Raw genomic sequence first — 20,756 nt, forward strand, 5'->3', positions numbered from 1 at the left:
CATTCCTCAGTTTTGGGTTGCCGCGATGACAGCTGCGCGCAAGGCTTCGATGCCGCCGCCGTCCTTCTTGATGTGGACACGCAGAACGGGCCGCCCGCGCGCAACAAGCACGGCCATGTCGCCGCGCGCCTGCGCAATCTGAATGGTGCCGAAGCTCGCTTTCCTGCCTGGGATCGACAGATCGGGATGGGGATCGCGCGTGATCGTCAGAAACAACCCGCTCGCCGGGCCGCCTTTATAGGCCTGGCCCGTCGAGTGCAGGAAACGCGGCCCAAAACCCGCGACCGTCGCCACCGCCTTGGTAGCGCGCACCGCCACCCGCATCGCAGCCATTGCCGCCGCGTTCGCCTCGTCGCGCTCGATAAATCCGAGGAATCCGGCATAATGCCCGGGCTCCAGCCGGGCAAAGTGGAGCCGCAGCAGGTTCGCCGGATCGCCCGAGCCGAATCCGCTTTCGCCGGCAGTGTAGATCGCCAAGTCTGCGTCTTCCGCGATCGCAATCTCTGGTTCAAGCGCACTGGAAGCTTCATAAGCATCGACGAGCTTGCGCGTGGCGATTTTGGCATCCTCCACGTCGGGCTGGTCGAACGGATTGATCCCAATAATGGCGCTTGCAATTGCCGTCGCGATTTCCCAGCGGAAGAACTCCTGGCCGATCAAATCGCGTGAGGCGACCGTGATCCGGATGAGGGGATGGCCGGCCTGCTTTAGCTGCGCGAGCTTGCTGTCCAGCCCGTCCTCCGCGTCTCCTTCGAGGTGAAGATGCACGAACAGGCGATCGCTCCCGTAAACCTCCGGCGGTCCCGCGGGCTCAAGGTCGACCGGAATAATCCCCTTGCCTTTCTTGCCCGTCGACTCAGCAAGCAACTGCTCGAGCCAGGCCCCGAACGGTTCTAGTCCCATGGATGCCAAGATGGTTAGCTTGTCGCGCCCGTTGATAGCCGCCTCGCCGATTATCACCCCAAGGCGCACGCCAGGGTTTGCTGCAGGAGGTGAATCGGCACCGCAGGCGAAGACCATTGGCTGGGTTTTCTCGTAGAAATCCTGGATATCGATGCCCATCGCGGCGGCGGGAACCATGCCGAAAGCCGACAGCACCGAATAGCGCCCGCCGACCGCTGGATCGCCTGCGAAGATATGCGCGAAGCCATCCGCCTTCGCGGTCTGGTCCAGCTTTGATCCAGGGTCGGTGACCGCAACGAAATGGCTGCCGTCCTGGCCGGCCGCTGCATAGAAATAGGCGCGCAGGAGCTCAGGCTCCATTGTCGATCCCGATTTGGAGGATATTATGAACAGCGTGTTCGCCGGGTCAATCGCTGCCGCGACCGTCGCGATCTGGCCGGGGTCGCTGGTGTCGAGCACGTGCAGCTTTGGGCTACCCTTTGCGCTGCCGAGGATGCGCGCGATCACCTCGGGGCCGAGGCTCGATCCGCCCATGCCGAGCAGCACCGCGTCCTTGAAGCCTTTGGCTTCTTCACCGAGCATCTTGAGCGTGTCTGGATCAACCTGCTCACTGCGGGCGGCGGCGAGCCACCCGAGCCATTTGCCCTCGTCCTTGCCGGTCCAGAGCGAGGCATCGCCCTTCCACAGCCGGCGCGGCCAAGCCTCGGCGCGAGCGGTTTCGAGGCGCGTGGCGACAGCCTCCTGAAGTCCTGCCGGGAGATCGACTGCCATCAAGTTTTGTCGGCGGCCGAGGAACGCGGTACGCTTGCCCGCGACCGCGCCAAGCAGTGCATCCGCCGCATCGGCGAACAGCGTCACACCCGCCTCGACCAACCTGTCCGCAATATCACCCAGTTTAAGGCCGAGACGCTCGGTTTCGGCCAGCACATGGAGTGCTTTATCCAGATTATCGGTCAGTGTGGCCAGGGCCGTGCCATGGTCACGGAACGCGTCCATCGTCCCAGGCGGCATCGTATTGACGGTGTCGGGTCCGATCAGCGAGTCGATGTAGAGCGTATCGGGGTAGGCGGGGTCCTTAACCCCGGTCGAGGCCCACAATAGTCGCTGCGGCATCGCTCCCCTGGCGGCCAGCGCTTGCCATCGGTCGCTCGCCAGCAACTCCTGGTACCAGGCATAGGCAAGCTTGGCATTGGCGATTGCGACTTGGCCGCGAATGGCATTTAGAGCCTCGCTTTCCGGGTCGCCTTCCCTGACGCGCGCATCAATCGTCTTGTCGATCTGCGCATCGATGCGGCTGACGAAGAAGCTCGCGACGCTCGCGATCCGGTTGATCGCTTCTCCCTTCTTCACCCGCGCCTCGAGGCCGGCCATATAGGCCTCCGCGACCGCCTGATAAGCGGCGAGCGAGAAAAGCAATGTCACATTGATGTTGAGCCCATCCTCGATCAGTTGACGGATCGCAGGAATGCCAGCCCGTGTGCCGGGCACCTTCACCATCAGATTGGGCTCGGCCACCATATCGCACAGTCGCCGTGCTTCCTCGATCGTGTCGTCGGTGCTGTTGGCGAGATGGGGCGAAACCTCAAGGCTGACATAGCCGTCCCCGCCGCCGAGCCGGTCGTACACCGGTCGTAGATCGGCGGCTGCCGCCTTGATGTCGGCGATCGCCTGGCTTTCGTAGGTATCGGTGACGCTCGCGTCGGCCTTGCCGAGGAAGTTGTTAAAACCCTCGTCATAGGCGTCGCCATGGCCCATCGCCTTCTCGAAGATCGAGGGGTTGGAGGTGACGCCGGTCAGACCGTCCTCCTCAACCAGCTTGCGCAGCCCGCCTTCGTTCAGAATTTTGCGGTCTACGAAGTCTAGCCACACGGCCTGTCCCGCAGCGCCAAGGTTTTTGAGACGGCTGGTCATTTGTTCTTCTCGATCAGATCGCGCGCCACGGCGCAGATATTGTCGACGGTGAAACCGAATTTTTCCTGGAGCTTGGCGAGCGGCGCCGAGGCTCCGAAGGTCTTCATAGTTATTGTCCCGCCGTCATGTCCGACATAGCGGTCCCAGCCCATCGATCCGCCCTGCTCGACGGCGAGCCGCGCGCGCACCGCATCGGGGAACACGCTCTCGCGATAGGCGTCGGCCTGCTTTTCGAACAAGAACCAGCTCGGCAGCGATACCACGCGCGATCGGACACCTTCGCTAGCCAGCTTCTCGTGCGCGGCCACCACCATCGGCAGTTCGCTGCCGGTACCGATAAGGATGATCTCGGGAGCGCCGCGCTCGGCGTCGCCAAGGATGTAGCCGCCTTTCTCTAGCGCATCGGCGGACGCATATTTTCTTCGATCGAGCGTGGGGATCGCCTGGCGCGAGAGGATCAGCGCGGTCGGCTCGTTGCTATGGCTGAGAGCGACCTTCCACGCGGCTGCCACCTCGTTGGCGTCGCCCGGCCGGATAGTGTCGAGCCCGGGGATGGCTCGAAGCGTGGCCAGATGCTCGATCGGTTGGTGGGTCGGCCCGTCCTCGCCAACGCCGATAGAATCGTGCGTGAACACGAACACGACCGGCAGTTCCATGATCGCTGCCAGCCTTATCGGCGCGCGCATATAATCCGCGAAAACCAGGAAGGTGCCGGTGTAGGAGCGCAGGTAGGATAGCGCCATGCCGTTGGCGATCGATCCCATCGCATGCTCCCGCACGCCGAAGTGCATGTTGCGACCCGAATGGTCGTTCTTCCCAAACGATCCCGCCCCCTGAAAAGTCAGGCTAGTCTTGGTAGAGGGCGAGAGATCCGCCGCGCCGCCGATCAGCAGCGGCACGTGCGGTGCGATTGCGTTCAGCACCTTGCCGCCGCTGTCGCGCGAGGCCAGCCCCACGGCATCGGGAGGAAAGGTGGGGATTGTTGCCTGCCAGTCACTCGGCAGCTTGCCCCGGCGCAGCAGGTCCATCTCCCTGGCCTCAGCTGGAAAGCTCTCGCGGTAGCGGGCCAAGGTTTCCTCCCACGCCTCGCGTGCCGGCCTGCCGCGTCCCGCAACCGCTGCGTTGAACGCTTCTGCCACACCGTCCGGCACGAGAAACTGGGCGCCTTCGGGCCAGCCATAGGCTTTCTTGGTAGCGCGGACATTGTCTTCGCCCAGTGGCTCGCCGTGCGCCTTCTCGCTACCTGCTCTGGGGCTGCCCCAGCCGATCACCGAGCGGATGACGATGAGAGTCGGCCGGTCATGGGCATCGCGAAAGGCCGCGATTGCGCGCGCGACGGCCCTGGTGTCGTTAGCGTCATCGACCTGGATGACGTTCCAGCCATAGCCCTCGAATCGTTTGCCGACATCCTCGGTGAAGGCGAGCTCGGTCGAACCTTCGATCGAGATATGATTGCTGTCGTAGATCCAGCAGAGATTTGACAGGGCGAGATGTCCGGCGAGTGATGCGGCCTCACTCGAGACGCCCTCCATCATATCGCCATCGCCGCACAGCACATAGATGTTGTGATCGAACAGCTTGAAACCGTCGCGGTTGAAGTGCGAGGCAAGCGCACGCTCGGCAATCGCCATGCCGACCGAATTGCCGCACCCTTGGCCGAGCGGGCCGGTCGTCGTCTCGACACCGGTAGTCATACGGTACTCGGGGTGGCCCGGGGTCTTCGAGCCGAGTTGGCGGAACTGCTTGATGTCGTCGAGACCGACCGCGGGCCTGCCCGTCGGCTTGCCGTCCGGGTCGATCTCCTTGACCAAGGCCAAGTGCAGCACCGCATAGAGCAGCATCGAGGCATGGCCGACCGAAAGAACGAAGCGATCGCGGTTCGGCCAGTCGGGCGTGTCCGGATCGTAGCGGACGAAGTCCCGCCACAGCGTGTAGGCCACCGGCGCCATCGCCATCGGCGTGCCCGGATGGCCCGAATTGGCCTTCTGTACGGCATCCATCGCCAACGTGCGGATGGTGTCGATCGCGAGCCTTTCGAGTGCTTCGTCCGGTTGAGCCAGCTGTGCCGAGTCCGCTTTCATGAATTTGGGCATCCACAGGAGAGCTGAGATTCTGGACGGTCTTCGGGAAGACCTGTTCGGAATGCGTTGGGTACCCGCCTGAGAGGTTTATTACGGGCCGTGCAAAGTTCGACCACGCGCGGGGCTTTACTCAACGAGGCATCCTTCTCGGCCGCGCTCAGGATCGCGGTCAGCGCGGAAAGATATGCGAGCGTCGATTCAGCGCCTTGGTTGGCATTGCGCCGGTCCGGATGGAGACCATCGAAGCAGGCGCCTCGTTTGACGTCCACGACGGGAATGCCAAGGTCGTTTGCCCCGAGAAACCAGTTGAATGCACGGCGCGCTTCGCGCTGCCACCATGCGTCGCTCGTGACTCGCGCCGCGGTAAGGCATGCACCAACCGCTGCACAGGCTTCCAGGGGCTGTTGGTCGAATGGCTGCGGATGACGCCGATCGCTTCCAAATGTTTCGGTTCCGATAGGCCGAAAGTGCCCCACTTCGGCCGTCTGCAGCGTCATCAGCCACCGTAGCGTATCGAGGCCGGCATCAAGGTGAGACTGGTTGCCGGTGTCATGGCCGCTTTCGATGAGAGCTTCACACAATCGGGCATTATCATAGCCGAGCCTGTCTTCGAACCAGACCCAGTCGGGCGCAGCTGCGTCACACCAACGTTGGAACAAGCGATTGGACAGTTCTCCTCGCAGCTGCTCCAGGTTGCGATGGCCTGGGAAGCGCCGGAGAAGTTTTGAGATGCCGAGCAGCCCGTAGGCCCAGGCGCGCGGCGTGGTCAGCGCTACCAACGCAGGTGCCATCTCCAGCAAGCGCGCGGCGGCCCATCCGTCCAGGAATCGATCGTCTTTTCGCATTGCGACCGCGCCCAGTGCCCAGACCGTGCGACCATGCGCGTCGTCGGCTCCCGCATCGTCGAGCCATGTGCGGTCGAACCCCATGAAATTATGAACGCGGTTATCCGTTGGCGACCAGGCGTGCTCAACGAACGCGGCATATGTCAGCGCAAGCTGCTCCTCCTGTGGCGTGAGAGAACGCAGCGTCGAGAGTTCAGAGAGAAGCAACAGCGCGCGCGCGTTGTCATCGAGACAGTAGCCGTGCCTCCGGTCCGGAACCGCGAATTTTGTGTGCTGGGTTATGCCGACCATGTCGGTAAGAGCGGCGAGATGGTCCGTCGTTATCGGTGGAAGCGCCCTGTTCCAGGCTTCGTCATTTGAAGGACGTATAGCCCGCGACGCACCGGAGCGTCTTTCAAATCGGACATCGGAGAAGACTTTCAGGTACTGCTTCGCCACGCTCGACCAGATCATCGCGCGACCGCGCTCGTACGCGCGGGTTCGAATCTCGCTACGCGACGCGCCATCGACGATCAATCGAGCGACGGCAGCTCCGAGTGCATCCGGTTCCGAAAACGGCACCAGAACGCCACAATGGTCGGCGAGCAGTTCCTGCGCATACCAGAAGGGCGTCGAGACGACCGCTTTACCAAGGGCAACAGCGTAGGCCAGCGTTCCTGAAACAATCTGCGCTTCATTGGGGTAAGGCGATAGGTAGATATCGCATGCAGCCAAATGGTCGAGCAGCTCATCCAGTGAGAGATATCGGTCGACAAAGCAAATATTCTCGATGACGCCGAGTTCGGCTGCGAGTGCAACGAGGCTATCGCGATAGCGTTCGCCTTCATCCCTAACGAGGTTGGGGTGGGTTGCGCCGACGATCATATAGAGCAGATTGGGATGGTCGCGAACGAGTGCCGGCACTGCACGAATTGCCGTTTCGATACCCTTGCCTGGACCAAGCAGGCCAAAGGTCATCAACAGGGTCCGGTCTGCAAGCCCCAGTTTGTGCTTCGCCATCGCCGGATCGATAAAGGCCCGGTCCGGAACGCCGTGTGGTATCACGGCGATGTGCTCGGCCGGGACATCATAGACGTCCTGCAGAATGCGCCGTCCTTTGTCCGCCATGACGACGAGGCGCGATGAATGTTCGATGATGCCATCCATGACGCGACGTTGTGCAGGGTTGGGGTTGGCCAGTACGGTGTGTAGCGTCGTGACGATCGGAGCGCTGAGGCCGCTGAGAAGGCCAAGGATGTATTCACCGGCCTCGCCTCCGAAGATCCCGAACTCGTGCTGAAGAGAAACGAGATCGACGTTCGACACGTTGAGGAAATCGGCGGCGACTGCATAGGACGCGGGCGTGGCCTGCTGGATCTCCAGGGCGACATCGGGCGGATAGGCGTAAGTGTTGGCATCGTCCGTCAGCGCAATCGTCGTTGAAGAAAGATCGGAATCGCAGTTCTTCAATGCCTGCTGCAGATCGTTGGTGAAGGTGGCGATGCCACACTGCCTTGGAACGCACGTTCCTATCACGGCAATACGCTTGAGCGGGGGAATGATCACAGAGTGGTTCATGCTCAACCTCAAATATGAAAGTGTCTCTGGGAGTGGCTTACACTGGCTGGAGGCCGCGTCCGCTGCTCCCTCATGATCGCGCCGCGGCAGGACGCCGGTTTCTGAGGAGTGGGATTCGTGACCCGACCATGTTGTCGGGCTTCGACCACCGTCCAGAGTCAAGGCCGATATTCTGTCCCCACGGCCCGAGCAGCTTGGACGCAGGATTGCGCACCCAAGCCGGCTTTAAGGCGTCAGTGCTTGCGCGGTGGCTTGGGCGATTGGCTTGCATTTCCTTGATTTATGTCAGGCACACACACGTAGCGTTACGTAATGTTCACAAGACTTGCTGACCGATGTCGTCCTGAGCGAGGCCGCGCGTCGTTCGGATTCGCGATGCTGCATTGGCTGAGGCGGAAAGCTTCAATCTCAAGCCGAGCTTGACCTGTCAGTGCGAAAGCTGGATCGCTAGGCGCCAATCATCATTTACCGCGCGGCCGGCGCGATCCACGAAACCGTCGTCATGATGGCGACGCCAACCATGACCAGACAGGCCGCGCCACCGAGCAGTTGCAGCCGCCGGGGAATGGGGTGACCGTTCATCGCTTCGGAATCCGAGCCGAGCCATATCACCAGGGCAATAAGTGGGGCTGCAACAAAGCCGTTGATGACAGCACTCCACAGCAGCGCCTGCATGGGACTGATCGGCGAGAAATGAACGAGAATGCCCAGAATGCCGGCCGAAGCTATCACGCTGTAAAAAGCCTTGGCATTCCGAGGTGCCAGCCCAAGGCCCGCACGCCACCCAAAGGCTTCGGAGACCGCATACGCCGCCGAGCCGGCTAGAACCGGGACGGCAAGAAGGCCGGTCCCGATGATACCGCTGGCAAAAAGTGCAAAGGCAAAGTCGCCCGCCAGCGGCCTGAGTGCTTCGGCCGCCTGCGCGGCCGTATCGATCTGCGTAATACCAGCGATATGCAAGGTCGCGGCGGTGGTTATGATGATAAAAATGGCAATGAGGTTTGAAAAAAACATACCGAACCAGCTATCGAGGCTAATCCGGCGCTCTTCGCCGGCGCTGACTTCCGATGTCGAAAGGCTTTTCGCTTTAGCTCTGGCATCTTCTGCTTCCTGGGAGGCCTGCCAGAAAAACAAATAGGGGCTGATCGTGGTGCCGAAGATCGCGGCTACCAGCATCCAGGCGCTTGAGTCCGGCATGCTCGGTAGTAGGACTCCACGCAGCACATCGCTCCATGACAGGTGCACGGCAAATGCCGTAGCCGCATAGGCCAGCAATGCCAGCGTCATCCATCTCAGGAAACGCGCGTAGCGCTTGTAGTCGAGAAAGGTCTCTAACAGCGTTGAGAGCAAGGCGAATATGATGACCCAGAGGTGCGGCGCGCCGCCGCCGATGAGCGACATTGCCGAACCCATCGCTCCCAGATCAGCACCAAGGTTGATGACATTGGCGACCACGAGGAGCAGAACGACCGTTCGGAGCAGCGCGAGCGGGCAGCGCTTGCTGATCGCCGCCGTCAAACCTTCGCCCGTCGTTCTGCCGATCCGCCCGCACGTCTCCTGCACAGCTGCGGCGAGCGGCCAGGTAAGCAACATCGTCCAACCGAGCGTGTAACCGTAAGCCGCTCCCGCTTGCGCATAGGTTGCAATCCCGCTTGGATCGTCGTCGGCCGCCCCGGCAATGAATCCCGGGCCAAAAATCCGCCCGATACTCTGAAGCCGGTGAGCGTGCGGGATCGCCACGTGCCCCTCGCTCGCGGCCTGGCCAGGGGTCGGCGGCAAGTGCAGATCGGCTTCAAGAAGCGTGGTCCCTTGCCCGGCCTGCCCGGGCAAGGGGACACAGCGTTCCGCAGGATCATTGGGCGCGTTCACGGTGACACTCCTCGCCTGGGCGAAGATGTCGCCGGGTTTGATAATTGGAGGGCTCTTCGATGGCAGGTCGGGTTTGGCGAGGATTTTCAATGCACTTTGACCATGCCGACACCCTTGATATTGTTGAACGAGTCGGTCTGGTGGCAACTGAAGCATTGATCAACCCGCGCCCGTTTTTCACCGCTGATCATCTTGTCCATCATTTCGAAGTGCATCATGTTATGGCTCGGCGGCGGCTTGTGGCACTGCGAGCATTCGGTGGATTTGGGGCTGGGGTGCAGATACCCGCTGATTTTCCAGCTCGTTGTGGTGTGGCAGCTTGCACAATCACTGCCGAAGAACCCCAGGTGCTTGTCGCGGGGGGCGTGACAGGACTGGCAATCGAGGGGAGTGTCACGCCCTGTCGCCCGTTCGGCGATGCGCTCGAGAACCTGGTGATCCATCCGGACCGGACGGAGCGTGTTACCCTGATGCTCGATATGGCAGCCACTGCATTCCTTGATGTTGACATGGAAAGCGGTCGAAGGCTTCTTCAGGATTTCCGGCGAAGCTGCGTGGCAGGCTATGCAGGTCTCGGCCTTGATCCCGCGATTGGGCGTGTGACAGCTCTCGCATTTGCCCTCGAGAAAAGCATGCGCGTTCGACAGCGGCCCGGGTCGAACCGACGCCGCCCATTGCGGTAGCGCGGTGCTGCCCGAGCGGTAAATGGTAAGGGGGATGATGATCGCGGTGGCCAGGACCAGTGTCGCGAGGATCAGGCAGACGATACCAGTCCGCTTCATGGCCACCACCGCAAGCCGAAGTAGACGCTGCTCCAGATGTGGATCGTCAGCAATCCGTACATGATGATCGCAGCGACAATATGCACGACGACCCACTTGTCGAGCGTGGCCTTGATGACGTCGCGTGCAGTAATCGTGAATTCGAGGTCGGATATTGCGCCGAGGAGCGAGTCCAACGGCAACCCGGACGGATCAACGACGCTTTGATGGCGCAGATCGGCCGATACGGCGGCAAGCACATCATAGCGGTCGCGCAGAACCTTGAGTTCCTTTTGCTGAAACCGCAATTCCTGCCCGACCTGCGCCAGATAATATCGGCCAATGAAGCCCGTGACGACGACAGTCAGCATCGCGATCACGAGGGCGATGCCGATCGGGCTTTGAAACTTGTGCCCCGAATGGATGATTCCGAGCAGAGCGCCGATCGCGCCGGCATACACATGGAAGCTGAGCAGTCCTCCGAGGGAGACGAGGCGCTGCGTGCGCTCCTTGACCCACGCCTGCCGCTTTACGATGCTGTAGACGAGCAGAAGCACGAAAAGCAGGGCGGCGGCGATGCCGAACAGTCCGCCTGCCAGGCTCCCGGGGAAACGCGGTGCGGAATGCAGCAGGAAGGCCGGGACCAGCAGCGCAAGAGCGCTCAGCAGAGCGCCGACCGTTACTTTCTCGGTTTCGGTCATTTCATGCGTCCACCACGAGATCACCCACCGATTTTGCCTGGCAGGCGAGGATGATGCCGTCGGCCTTCTCGTCGGCGGCAAGCGCGTCTTCCACTTCCATCGTCACCTGGCCCTGCCGCAGCGGGACCTTGCACCTTCCGCAGATGCCGACCCGGCATTCATAGTCGATGGCCACTCCGATCGCCTCGGCCGCTTCGAGCACGGACTGATCGGGCGCGAGCGCGCCGCTCTTGCCGGACTTCGAAAATGCGATCTTCGCCTGCGCGGAAGGAATGGCGGGCGGCGTCTGCGGGGCGGCCGATGCCTGGCTGTCGGTCGCGGTCGCTGCCGGTTCATCTTCAAGGACGGGACCGCCTTTGGGGGGCGCGAATTCCTCTGTCTTGACCTGCTCCGCCGGCACCTTGAGTTGCGCGAGCGCCGCCTTCACCGCGTCCATCATCGGCGGTGGGCCGCACAGGTGAACGCGCCTGCTGGCGATTTCGGGAACGGAAGCGGCGATGAAATCGGCCGTCAAATAACCGGAAGGCCCGGCCCAGTCGGTCCCTTCGGGCTTTGCGACGATGGAGACGATGTGAAGCTTGTGGTGGCGCCGCGCCAGATAGTCGCATTCCTCGCGAAAGATCAGATCGGTCGGCGTGTTGACACCGTAGAGGAGGTAGATGTCGTGTTCATAGGAACGGTCCGTCAGGCTGCGCAGCACGCTCATCATCGGTGTGATGCCGACTCCGCCGGCGATCAGGACGATCCCCTCGGCTTCCTTGCCGGTGAAGAAGAACCTGCCCGCGGGCGCCGCAATCTCGAGAAGGTCGCCCATGGCGGCATGATCATGGAGATGGCGCGATTCCAGCCCATATTGTTCGCGCTTGATCGTGAGCTCGATATAGTCGCGCTGTGTGGGCGATGACGAGATCGTGTAGGATCGGCGGACCTTCTGGCCTTCGATCTCCGAGGTGATCGAGGCGTATTGGCCGGGCAGGAACGTGAACGGCATCGGCCCGCGGTTCGGTTCCATGAGCCGGAACGTCTTGACGCTCGGGGTCTCGTCGAAGATCGCGGTGATCCGCAGGACGCCTTTCCACAGTCGCGGTGCTGCCGGCGTGGCGCTTCCGGGCGTAGCTGCGCCTGCAGGAGCAGCGGGCGCCGGCACGATAGCGGCCGGGGCCGGAGCGGTGGCCGGACTGGCCGGTGGTGCAGCCCCGCCTGGTGCGAGCCGCTCCACCAAGCTTGCGATGCGGCGCAGCCGCGCCCATCGGAGTAGCAGCGCCGCAACCAGAGCCGCCGCCAGCAGCGCCATGGCGATCAGGTGCCACCAGGAAAGGCCCGTCAGCTTATTTCCGGATGCCATCTGGTCGCTGTCTGCCAAACCCGATTGGGTCTTGAACCATCTCAGGGCAATCTGCCGGGGAGGGCGGCCCTCTTCGAGGCCCCTGAGCGCGCCTGCTCCGCTGTCCGCGAGTGCGAGGCCTTCGCGAGCGCCCCTGATCGCATCCTGGGCTCCTTTCGTGTCGTTCGACATGAGAGCGTGGTGAAGCCGGGCTTGCTCCGCGGTCAGGACCTCGGCGCCCGACCCCAGACGGGCGAGAGCCGCGGCGCGTACCGTCCGCCGGGCCTCATCGGTCAGGACGGGCCAGTCCATCAGCGAGGGGTAGAAGGGTTTGGCGCCGCCGTTCCCGCAGCATCCCGCCGGTCCCGCGGCCATTTTGGCGCCCGGCGACGGCGCCATCATCCCTTTCATCATCGCCGCCATGGGATCGGCAGCTTTCGCCGCGGCCGGAGCTGCGGCCCCCATCACGTTGCCCGCTGGCATCGCCGCTGGCGCGGCGGCTCCGCCCCCTGGATGATGCGACGCGTGCTCGGACTCGGCCATCTGCGCCGACGCTGGCGGTGATCCGGAGATCATCGCCAGCGCGAGCGCGATACCGCTCGTCCTCAAAGCCCGCGATAGCTTGAGGCCGGTGATGTTGTTGTCAGGGCGCGTCACCTGAGGACTTCCTTACATGTCATCCTTCATGGGCATCGGCTGGTCCGCGGGCATCGGCGCCGGCTTCGCGGCGGCGGGTTTCGCATGGCGATGCGGGGCGGCCTTGTGCTTGGCCATCGGCTTCTTCTTCATGCCGCAGCATCCGGCCTTCTTCGCCATCGGAGGCATGGCCGCGGGCATCTTGTCGTGCTGCATCGGCATGCCGGCCATGCCCGGCATCGCGTCGTGCTTCTCCATCATGCCGCCTGCCGGCATCGACCTGTCGGCGGGAGGCGCGGGCTGGGCCGAAGTCTGGCCGGCGGCTTGCCCTTGGGCGGAAGCGATGGCGGGCGACAGCAAGATGGAACCTGCCAGCGCAAGCGCTCGCAAGCGGAAAGAACCTGTCATGATCATAATCAATACTCCATTGCAATGACCTGGCCGATCATCCGGCTGGCCACGGTTCTGAGGGACCACAGATGGATTTTGGCCAATATACGTAATTTCCTATTCGCCCGGCGTCGTCGCCTGGCCGCCAGGAGCCGGCGACGACACTCAATCATCGCGTGGGGTTCCTGTCGCTCTCTGCCACGGCCAACGGCCCTTGATCTCGACCTCGAGCGAGAAACTCAGGAAGGTTCGTATCAGCACGATGCCAGCAAGCACCGCGAGGCTGCTGAGCGTGGGCTGGATCGCGATGGTGTTGATGATGTCGGCCGCAACCAGGAATTCGAGTCCGAGAAGAATGGCTTCGCCAAGGCTCGACCTGAAGCTGCCCACCACATCCTGGTCGATCGGACCTTTCACGGATTGCTGCAGGAATTTGATCAGCGAGGAACCGGCGCCCACGACGATGATCGCCGTCCCGGTGACTTCAATTGCTCGCGTGATCCAGTGGATGCCCTCCACAATGAGGCTCTCGGTCATCACGGACACCGGTGCATCACGTGGCGAACCCTGCGACCTCCCAATGCGACGAGGCGATCGGGTTCGCGTTCGATGATCACCATGCGTTTGTCAGGCCGTCCCGGGGCGACCGTCTCCGGCCGTGCCAGGGAATAAAAGATGACGTCACCGAGTTCGTACCACTTCCCGGTGGCGCGCGGTGTCCGGTCGGGCAAACGGAGTTCGTTGTAAGACCCGTCTGCCCTGAACTCCCAGGCTGTGCCGGTCTCGCATCCGGACCGGGCATCGAACGACCAGATACCGACAAGATCCGTTTTCGTGCCACGACCCTGGGCGGGCTGGCTCTCCGCGACAGAAGGCTGGGCCAGGCCGCCAGCTGCAGCGACGATAGCCAAGGCCAAACCTGCTCGGCGGCGGAGCGACGGGGACCGGCCGGGCCAAAGCAACGGCGGACCCAAGCGCTGCAAAACGGGTCTCATGAGGGCGCCTTCACCGCGCCGGCTGCAGGAGGGTTTCCGTGCCCTGGTGCGTCTTCCCTGGGAATGCTCGCGAGATGCGCGAGGATCGGGCAATCCGCGATGGGAATGTCGATCGAGCATTGGGCGGACAGGGCGGACAGGGCGGTCTTGATGCGGGTCAGATCATCGATACGGGTGGTCGCTTCATTTATCTTGCTCTCGGTGATGGCCAGGACATCGGCGGTTGTCGCGGTGTCGGACGCGCGCAAATCGAGCAGGCTTCCGATTTCGCGAAGCGTGAAACCCAGCTGCTGCCCCTTGCGAATGAACCGCACGCGCTCGAGATCGGCGTCGCCATAGGTGCGGTAACCGGCAGAAGACCGGGCGGGCGGAGGAAGCAGACCGTTGCGCTCGTAATAGCGGATGGTATCGGGACGGATGCCGAGCGCACGCGACAGCTTTCCGATCGTGAAATATGTCATGGCGCGTCTCCGTTGCCGCGACCATTCGACAGGTCGCGGCATTATTCCTTCGATTTGATCTTGCTCAGGTCGGGCAGTGCCGGGGTTTTCAGCCTGCTCGGCTTACATATCCTTCATCGGGGCGGACTGACTGTTGTCGGGCGTGCTCGTAGGCGGGGCGCCATTGGGCATCATCGGCCCACCCCGGCGCATGTCGCTGTGGTCCATATCCTGACGGTGGCGCTCATCCATATCGGCCGCCGTGTTGTCGGTCCCGACAGAGTCCGTGGCGGCGGCGGTGTCGTTTTCAAGAGCGCCGGGCGCGCTTGCAGAGGCATTGGAGGCAGCCTGGTTTTGCGTGCCGTCCGTCTTCTTGCCGCACGCAGCAAGCGTTCCGAGAAGCGCAAGGGCTGTGAGCCCCGAGACGATCTTCCCGGACGTATTCGTGAGGTGAGTCTTCATGATGTGTCTCCGAATGAGAGTGAGCGGTCGAACGCAAATCCCGTCGGACGAGCTTGATAAGCGTGCTCGACCGACAGATCAGGGTGTCATTGCTGCTTGAGAATCTGCAGGCAGCGATCGTGCGAGAGATTCATCGGGTTGCGCCCCTGTCCCTTCATCTCGTTGTGATCATGGGGCGTCGCGAGACCCATATTGTCTTCCATGGCCTTGCAGCTCGCGATCTGCGCGCTGGTCGGCGGAAGGGTCGCGCAAGCGCCGAGCAGCGCCAGCGGGAGCAACCCGAGCGAGATAGAGTATTTCATGTTCAGTCCTTCCCTGTTGAGGTGGTGTGGTCCTCTCCCACGGAAATTTGTTCTGGTTGCCCTGCGGCCAATTGAGACAGCCGCCCGTCCCGAACCAGAAAGAGGATCGGGCAAGGGTCGCTTTCGGCTTCGTGCGAGGGCGCTTCACCCAGCTGCTCAAGGCCTGTTTCGATAAGCTTGAGCTGTTCCACCCTGACCAGTGCTTCGCGCAGTTTGACCCGCGTGACGGCGAGGATATCCGACCCGGCGAGGGCGTCTCCGGCCCGCACCAGCAGGAGCGCGTGCGTTTCGGTGAGGGTGTAACCGAGCCCCTGTGCAGCGCGAACGAACTTGATGCGTTCGACGTCTGCAGGATGATAGACGCGGTATCCTGCACTGGTCCGTTGCGGAGCGGGGAGCAGGCCGGTGCGCTCATAATAACGTATGGTGTCCTTTCGAACGCCGGCAGCCTCGGCCAGCTCACCGATTCTAAGCCGTGACATGGCAAGTCTCGGAGGCACAGTGCCGCTTGGACCTAGGTCCAGGGTCAAGAGAAATATTTGGACGTCGGTCGATCATCGCCGCTCTCCTGTCCGCTCAAAGGCCGCGCGACTTTTCGTCGCTTGCGGCCGCCATCAGGCATCATGGGGAGCGGCAAGCCCCTCCCCGGCACGCCCTTATTTCTTGCGGAGCTCGACTTTCTTGCGGAGCTCGACGATGTCGTGAACTGCGGGAGCGCCGTCGGCGACGCTCACATGCGCAAAATGGTCGTCAAATATATGATCGACCCTGACGTGGCCGATGAGGTCTCGGCGATAAGCGGGGCCGCTTCCTTTGTAGCCGGAGCCGGGCAGCGTCTTCACGCGATAGACGTCAAGCACCTGTCCGACTGTCGCGCCATCTGCTTTGCCGACACACACGATCGTTCCGGTCGTGTCCTTGCCGATGATCGATCCACGCATAAAAAAGCTGTGGCCGATGCCGGTCGCCAGAGCGGGGACCGCGCCGGCGAGGGCGATACTCGCCATGGCCATCGATATTGACTTCTTGAAGCGCATCTCGATTCCTTTCAATTCATGTCTCGTGCACCCAGGCCGGTGTTCGTCGCTTGGTTGCGAGCGATCGTGCCGGTCTCGTTCTGCAGCGAGGTGGCGTTGATGGTGGGGACGGCGGTCGCCGTCCCCGCTGCCGACTTATTTCCTGCGGAGTTCGACGATGTCGTGGACCTTCGGCGTGCCGTCGGCGATGCTCACATGCGCGAAATGGTCATCGAAAATGTGATCGATCTTGACGTGCCCGACGGCCACGCGCCGGAAGCCCGCGCCGGGGGTCTTCGAAGGTCCAGGTGTGCTTTCCACACGGTAGACCTCGAGGACCTGGCCTACGGTCGCGCCGTCGGCCTTACCCACACAAACGACCGTTCCGGTCGTGTCCTTGCCGACGATCGATCCACGCATGAAAAAGCTGTGGCCGATGCCCTGGGCGTAGGTAGGCGCGGCGCCGAGCACGGCGAGGCCTGCAAGCGCGATGGTGATCTTCTTCTTGAGCAACATGGTGGAAGCCTCCTTGGCTGAGTTTACAAGACCCGCCGAGGAAAACTGGCGGTGAAGAACCTTTCTTCGCCACCAAGACTATGGACCCGGCTCCCGACTCAATATGCGTAATGTTACGAAGCCCCATCAAAGCTCCGGGCAAACCCCGTGCCAAAACGTCGTCGCACTAATCGCATCTTTTGATACGCTCCCGCTACTAGCGGGTTGTGCTCTGGCGATAAGGGGTACGCGTACTCGATGGCCTGTAAATTAGGGCGATTCTCGCGGTCCAGGGTGCCGTCGGGCGGTACAAGGATCAAATCACTCACGCCCGCAGTATGCAACAGGATCATCATAGCTGCTCGGGCCGCTCAAGGAATTGATAGCGACAAAGCCGGTCGACATCAGGGCGCCCTCAGAACTTGGCCGGTTAAGCGTCGCCGCCCAAGAGCCTGGCTGAACAATGCAGAGGTACGGCGCAGCGGAAACCCGGCTATGATCAAAGTTGAATGTCCATCCTCCCGGTCATACTCCAGGTGATCTTGGATCCCTTTGGGTATGAAGTGAGTTGCAGGCATGCCCCCTTGGCAGCCGAGGAGGGTGAGGAGCCTAGAGGTAGGACGGAGTCGGTCAATGGAAGACAAGAAGAATGGCATGGGCATAGGCATGGGCTATGGCCGGTTCGTGGCGATGATTGCGACGTCTACGGTCGTGATGTTCGGGCTGATGTATCTCAACACCTATGCGCTGAGCCATGTCCAGTTCAGCCAGACGCGCACCTGGATGGCGCTCGTCATGGGCGCGGTCATGGCGGTGATCATGCTCAGTTTCATGTGGGGCATGTACAAGAACACCCGCCTCAATATCGGCATCCTGCTCGGTAGCGCTGCCATTTTTGGTTTAGCGCTTTGGCTGGTGCGGAGCCAGGAAACGGTCGACGACGTCTCCTACATGAAGGCGATGATCCCGCACCACTCGATTGCGATCATGACCAGCGAGCGCGCGCACATCAAGGACCCCGAGGTTCGAAAGCTGGCCGATGGCATCATCGACGCGCAGGTACGCGAGATCGCCCAAATGAAACAGATGATCGCGCGCCTGCAAGCTAACCCGGCGCCGGATGGCGCTCCGGACCTGCCCTCCTATCGCGATCGCGGTGCGTCGCCCCCGCCACCGCAAACCGACGAAAGCACCGGAATAGATACACGAAAGCCGATTTCCTGAGGTGTGTTCTTCGAAGTAAACAGGATGGGCACATGATCGGGTACTGTCGGAAAGGCTTCGTCATGCGCATCTTGCTCAAATATCCAGCGATCGACGCTCTTCGCGAAAGAAGCAGGATGGTGGAAGTATGACCGACATCGAGCGCAGCGGTCCGAGTGGCGCCAAAGGCGCTTCTGAGATCGTCCTCGTCACCGGAGCGAGCGGTTTTATCGCCGCGGCCCTGATCGCCCGGCTCGGCGAGCGCTACACGGTCGTCGGTCTCGATCGCGCCGGTCCGCCCGAGCCACCACCGCCCGCCGCCGCTATCGACATTGATGTCGGCTCGGATGAAGCGGTTCACGCTGCGCTCGAGGAGGTTCGCGCGCGATACGGCAACCGCATTGCTTCCGTCATTCATCTCGCCGCGTATTATGACATTTCTGGCGATCCCAATCCGCTCTACGACAAGGTAACCGTCCAAGGGACACGGCGGCTGATCGACGGACTCCAGTCGTTCGATGTCGAGCAATTCGTCTTCGCCAGCACGATGCTGGTCCATAAACCGACCGCCACTCCGCAGGAGCGCATCAACGAGGAATCGCCGATCGGTGCCTCCTGGGCGTACCCGCAGTCCAAAGTCGACACAGAGGCGCTGCTGCACGAGCGTCACGGACGGATACCCGTCGTCTACCTGCGACCCGCAGGAGTCTATGCCGACGAGGGACGCTCAGCGTTCCTCGCACAGCAGATATCGCAGATCTACGAGCACCGCCTGATCTCGCATTTCTATCCTGGCATGCTGTGCGCGGCGCAATCATCGGTGCACCGCGATGACCTGGCGGAAGCCGTGGTGCGCCTGGTCGATCGGCGGCACGATCTTCCGTCTGAACTGCCCCTGCTCATCGGCGAACCCGATGCCCCCGGCTACGCCGAAATCCAGGACATCGTCGGCGAGGCGCTCCACGGCGAGGGCTGGAAGACGATCCGCATCCCGCAGCCGCTCGCGAAGGCTGGTATCGTTCTTCAGAACGAGGCACTCGGCGACGACGATTTCATCCAGCCCTGGATGATCGACAGCAGCAACGACCACTACATTCTCGATATCTCGCGCGCACGGTCGCTACTTGGATGGGAGCCGAAGCACAGTCTTCGCGAAACGCTTCCGACGATCGTTGCGGCGTTGAAGCGCCACCCGCGCGCCTGGTACCGGAACAACAAGCTCAACGAAAACCTCGTCGCCTGGAACGACAAGTCCGATCCGAAGCCGGCCGAGCTGGACCATAACCCGCCTGAAGCGGCAGCCGGCGCGATGCCCGGCATGGAGCACGGAGCTAAGGACCATGGCAACATGGATCATGCCGCTGTGGGGCACGGGGCTGGGGACATGGCGATGTCCAGCCACGGTGCACATGGCGATCACATGGCCATGATGGACCGCGACGAGCGCCGTGCGCGCTGGGCGCTCTACGCCAACATCGGCCTCGGTCTGTGGCTCGCCTCGAGCCCGCTCATCTACGACTCCATGACCGCGCAGCGCGTCGGTGAGGCGGCGCGGTTCGTAACGGTCGATCGCGGTCTGCCGTCGATCGAGTGGCGTGCAAGCGCGCTGGCCGTAAGCGATCTTGTCAGCGGGCTTGCCATCGCGCTGTTCGGTGCGCTGTCGCTTGTACCACGCACCAAGACGTGGGCTCAGTGGGCGGTCGCATTCGTTGGGATCTGGCTGCTGTTCGCGCCGTTGATCTTTTGGAGCCCGAGCGCGGCGCAGTACAACAACGATTTGCTCATCGGCTCGGCTGTGATCGCGCTGTCGGTGCTCGTGCCGATGATGCCGGGTATGAGCATGGCAGGGATGATGGACCCCAAGAACATCCCACCCGGCTGGACCTATTCCCCGTCTACCGATGCCCAGCGGCTGCCGATCGTCGTGATGGGTCTGATAGGTCTTCTTACCTCGCGCATCCTGACGGCATACCAACTGGGCCACATCGATAGCGTCTGGGAACCCTTCTTTGTCGGCTCGTTGAGCGATCCGCGCAATGGTACCGAGGAGATCATCACGTCTAACATGTCAAAGGCGTGGCCGATTCCCGACGGCGGTCTCGGCACCATCAGCTACGTGCTCGAGATCCTGATGGCGGTGATGGGCACCCGCGACCGCTGGCGCACGATGCCGTGGATGGTGACCTTCTTCGGCATCCTGGTCATTCCACTCGGCGTGGTCAGCATCTATTTCATCATCAGCCAGCCCATCGTCATTGGCACCTGGAGCACGCTGGCGCTGATCGCCGCCCTCGCCATGCTGATCATGATCCCTTTCGCGCTCGACGAGGTCATCGCCATGGGTCAGTTCCTTGTGTGGGCGAAATGCCGCGGCAAGCCGCTGATTCGCACCTTCTTCCAGGGCGACGCGAGCGAGGCCGGCAGTGAGGACGCCTCCGACCTGATGTCGTCGCCTGCCGCATTTTGGGCCGATGCAAAGCGGGGGCTGACCCTGCCGTGGACGCTGGCGGTCAGTATCGCGCTCGGCGCATTCCTCATGCTCACGCGGGTGACACTGGGCAATGAGGGCGCCATGGCGAACAGCGACCATGTCATTGGTGCCCTGGTCATCACCGTCGCGATCATCGCCACCGCCGAAGTTGCCCGCGCCGTGCGCTTCATCAATGGCGCGCTCGGCGCCTGGCTGGTTGCTGCCCCTTTCCTGCTGACGGGGGCCGGCCACCTGGGAACGATCGTTTCGGTGATCATAGGGCTCGCCCTCGTCGGTCTCAGCCTTCCGCGCGGCAAGCGCAGCGCTGAACATTATGCGAGCTGGGACAAATATGTGATCTGAGGGTCGCTCTGCTCGACGTGGAATTGAACAGG

General features: G+C 62.3%; 18 protein-coding genes. 2 read left to right on the plus strand and 16 right to left on the minus strand.

The genetic code is table 11. The features are described 5' to 3' along the window. Positions 1-6 precede the first annotated feature (6 nt). The 16 genes from QMG56_RS12985 to QMG56_RS13060 form a co-directional block, all read right to left on the minus strand. On the minus strand, positions 7-2,814 hold the full coding sequence (locus tag QMG56_RS12985; RefSeq protein ID WP_281822828.1) for a bifunctional transaldolase/phosoglucose isomerase: 2,808 nt from the start codon (positions 2,812-2,814) through the stop codon (positions 7-9). Beyond that, entirely contained in the window at positions 2,811-4,895 is a 2,085-nt protein-coding gene (tkt, locus tag QMG56_RS12990; protein WP_230189176.1) for a transketolase, read from the minus strand. The genes QMG56_RS12985 and tkt overlap by 4 nt, the downstream gene beginning before the upstream one ends. Further along, positions 4,892-7,297: a glycosyltransferase family 4 protein gene (locus QMG56_RS12995; protein ID WP_230189177.1), complete on the minus strand. Its 2,406-nt coding sequence runs from the start codon at positions 7,295-7,297 to the stop codon at positions 4,892-4,894. The genes tkt and QMG56_RS12995 overlap by 4 nt, the downstream gene beginning before the upstream one ends. 465 nt (positions 7,298-7,762) lie before the next feature. Beyond that, the gene (locus tag QMG56_RS13000; RefSeq protein WP_230189178.1) at positions 7,763-9,256 is read right to left on the minus strand and encodes an NRAMP family divalent metal transporter; all 1,494 of its coding nucleotides are present in this window, start codon (positions 9,254-9,256) and stop codon (positions 7,763-7,765) included. Next, positions 9,253-9,948, minus strand: a complete 696-nt coding sequence (locus QMG56_RS13005) for a cytochrome c3 family protein (RefSeq protein WP_230189179.1) — start codon at positions 9,946-9,948, stop codon at positions 9,253-9,255. Before QMG56_RS13005 ends, QMG56_RS13000 begins: the two co-directional genes overlap by 4 nt. Further along, complete coding sequence (locus tag QMG56_RS13010; RefSeq protein WP_029622672.1) at positions 9,945-10,628, minus strand: iron reductase; 684 nt, start codon at positions 10,626-10,628, stop codon at positions 9,945-9,947. Before QMG56_RS13010 ends, QMG56_RS13005 begins: the two co-directional genes overlap by 4 nt. A 1-nt stretch (position 10,629) precedes the next feature. Then, the gene (locus QMG56_RS13015) at positions 10,630-12,609 is read right to left on the minus strand and encodes an FAD-binding oxidoreductase (RefSeq protein ID WP_230189180.1); all 1,980 of its coding nucleotides are present in this window, start codon (positions 12,607-12,609) and stop codon (positions 10,630-10,632) included. A 12-nt stretch (positions 12,610-12,621) separates the two neighbouring features. Then, positions 12,622-12,948: a hypothetical protein gene (locus tag QMG56_RS13020; protein WP_230189181.1), complete on the minus strand. Its 327-nt coding sequence runs from the start codon at positions 12,946-12,948 to the stop codon at positions 12,622-12,624. A gap of 195 nt (positions 12,949-13,143) precedes the next feature. Beyond that, on the minus strand, positions 13,144-13,515 hold the full coding sequence (locus QMG56_RS13025; protein ID WP_230189182.1) for a DUF1622 domain-containing protein: 372 nt from the start codon (positions 13,513-13,515) through the stop codon (positions 13,144-13,146). Then, entirely contained in the window at positions 13,515-13,889 is a 375-nt protein-coding gene (locus QMG56_RS13030) for a hypothetical protein (RefSeq protein WP_147418818.1), read from the minus strand. Before QMG56_RS13030 ends, QMG56_RS13025 begins: the two co-directional genes overlap by 1 nt. Before the next feature lie 80 nt (positions 13,890-13,969). Next, positions 13,970-14,434, minus strand: coding sequence for a heavy metal-responsive transcriptional regulator (locus tag QMG56_RS13035; RefSeq protein WP_230189184.1), 465 nt, complete (start codon positions 14,432-14,434; stop codon positions 13,970-13,972). Positions 14,435-14,536: 102 nt separating this feature from the next. Beyond that, positions 14,537-14,875, minus strand: a complete 339-nt coding sequence (locus tag QMG56_RS13040; protein ID WP_024018508.1) for a hypothetical protein — start codon at positions 14,873-14,875, stop codon at positions 14,537-14,539. A gap of 86 nt (positions 14,876-14,961) precedes the next feature. Beyond that, positions 14,962-15,177, minus strand: a complete 216-nt coding sequence (locus tag QMG56_RS13045) for a hypothetical protein (RefSeq protein ID WP_024018509.1) — start codon at positions 15,175-15,177, stop codon at positions 14,962-14,964. A 2-nt stretch (positions 15,178-15,179) separates the two neighbouring features. Continuing rightward, the gene (locus QMG56_RS13050) at positions 15,180-15,659 is read right to left on the minus strand and encodes a MerR family transcriptional regulator (protein ID WP_230189185.1); all 480 of its coding nucleotides are present in this window, start codon (positions 15,657-15,659) and stop codon (positions 15,180-15,182) included. Between the two features lie 174 nt (positions 15,660-15,833). Beyond that, on the minus strand, positions 15,834-16,214 hold the full coding sequence (locus QMG56_RS13055) for a hypothetical protein (RefSeq protein WP_230189186.1): 381 nt from the start codon (positions 16,212-16,214) through the stop codon (positions 15,834-15,836). A 135-nt stretch (positions 16,215-16,349) separates the two neighbouring features. Then, on the minus strand, positions 16,350-16,709 hold the full coding sequence (locus QMG56_RS13060; RefSeq protein ID WP_024018512.1) for a hypothetical protein: 360 nt from the start codon (positions 16,707-16,709) through the stop codon (positions 16,350-16,352). Between the two features lie 612 nt (positions 16,710-17,321). On the opposite strand from QMG56_RS13060, the gene QMG56_RS13065 reads away from it, so the two are divergent. Both QMG56_RS13065 and QMG56_RS13070 read left to right on the plus strand, forming a co-directional pair. Next, the gene (locus tag QMG56_RS13065; RefSeq protein ID WP_024018513.1) at positions 17,322-17,912 is read left to right on the plus strand and encodes a DUF305 domain-containing protein; all 591 of its coding nucleotides are present in this window, start codon (positions 17,322-17,324) and stop codon (positions 17,910-17,912) included. Between the two features lie 127 nt (positions 17,913-18,039). After that, the gene (locus QMG56_RS13070; RefSeq protein ID WP_024018514.1) at positions 18,040-20,724 is read left to right on the plus strand and encodes an NAD-dependent epimerase/dehydratase family protein; all 2,685 of its coding nucleotides are present in this window, start codon (positions 18,040-18,042) and stop codon (positions 20,722-20,724) included. Positions 20,725-20,756 lie beyond the last annotated feature (32 nt).

This window comes from Sphingobium sp. BS19, from assembly GCF_027925545.1.
Lineage (GTDB): Bacteria > Pseudomonadota > Alphaproteobacteria > Sphingomonadales > Sphingomonadaceae > Sphingobium.

Bases quoted from the DNA above. Each gene is read 5' to 3' on its own strand.
- QMG56_RS12985 (WP_281822828.1), bottom strand. From the start codon at position 2,814: ATGACCAGCCGTCTCAAAAACCTTGGCGCTGCGGGACAGGCCGTGTGG.
- tkt (WP_230189176.1), bottom strand. From the start codon at position 4,895: ATGAAAGCGGACTCGGCACAGCTGGCTCAACCGGACGAAGCACTCGAA.
- QMG56_RS12995 (WP_230189177.1), bottom strand. From the start codon at position 7,297: ATGAACCACTCTGTGATCATTCCCCCGCTCAAGCGTATTGCCGTGATA.
- QMG56_RS13005 (WP_230189179.1), bottom strand. From the start codon at position 9,948: ATGAAGCGGACTGGTATCGTCTGCCTGATCCTCGCGACACTGGTCCTG.
- QMG56_RS13010 (WP_029622672.1), bottom strand. From the start codon at position 10,628: ATGACCGAAACCGAGAAAGTAACGGTCGGCGCTCTGCTGAGCGCTCTT.
- QMG56_RS13025 (WP_230189182.1), bottom strand. From the start codon at position 13,515: ATGACCGAGAGCCTCATTGTGGAGGGCATCCACTGGATCACGCGAGCA.
- QMG56_RS13035 (WP_230189184.1), bottom strand. From the start codon at position 14,434: ATGACATATTTCACGATCGGAAAGCTGTCGCGTGCGCTCGGCATCCGT.
- QMG56_RS13040 (WP_024018508.1), bottom strand. From the start codon at position 14,875: ATGAAGACTCACCTCACGAATACGTCCGGGAAGATCGTCTCGGGGCTC.
- QMG56_RS13045 (WP_024018509.1), bottom strand. From the start codon at position 15,177: ATGAAATACTCTATCTCGCTCGGGTTGCTCCCGCTGGCGCTGCTCGGC.
- QMG56_RS13050 (WP_230189185.1), bottom strand. From the start codon at position 15,659: ATGTCACGGCTTAGAATCGGTGAGCTGGCCGAGGCTGCCGGCGTTCGA.
- QMG56_RS13055 (WP_230189186.1), bottom strand. From the start codon at position 16,214: ATGCGCTTCAAGAAGTCAATATCGATGGCCATGGCGAGTATCGCCCTC.
- QMG56_RS13060 (WP_024018512.1), bottom strand. From the start codon at position 16,709: ATGTTGCTCAAGAAGAAGATCACCATCGCGCTTGCAGGCCTCGCCGTG.
- QMG56_RS13065 (WP_024018513.1), top strand. From the start codon at position 17,322: ATGGAAGACAAGAAGAATGGCATGGGCATAGGCATGGGCTATGGCCGG.
- QMG56_RS13070 (WP_024018514.1), top strand. From the start codon at position 18,040: ATGACCGACATCGAGCGCAGCGGTCCGAGTGGCGCCAAAGGCGCTTCT.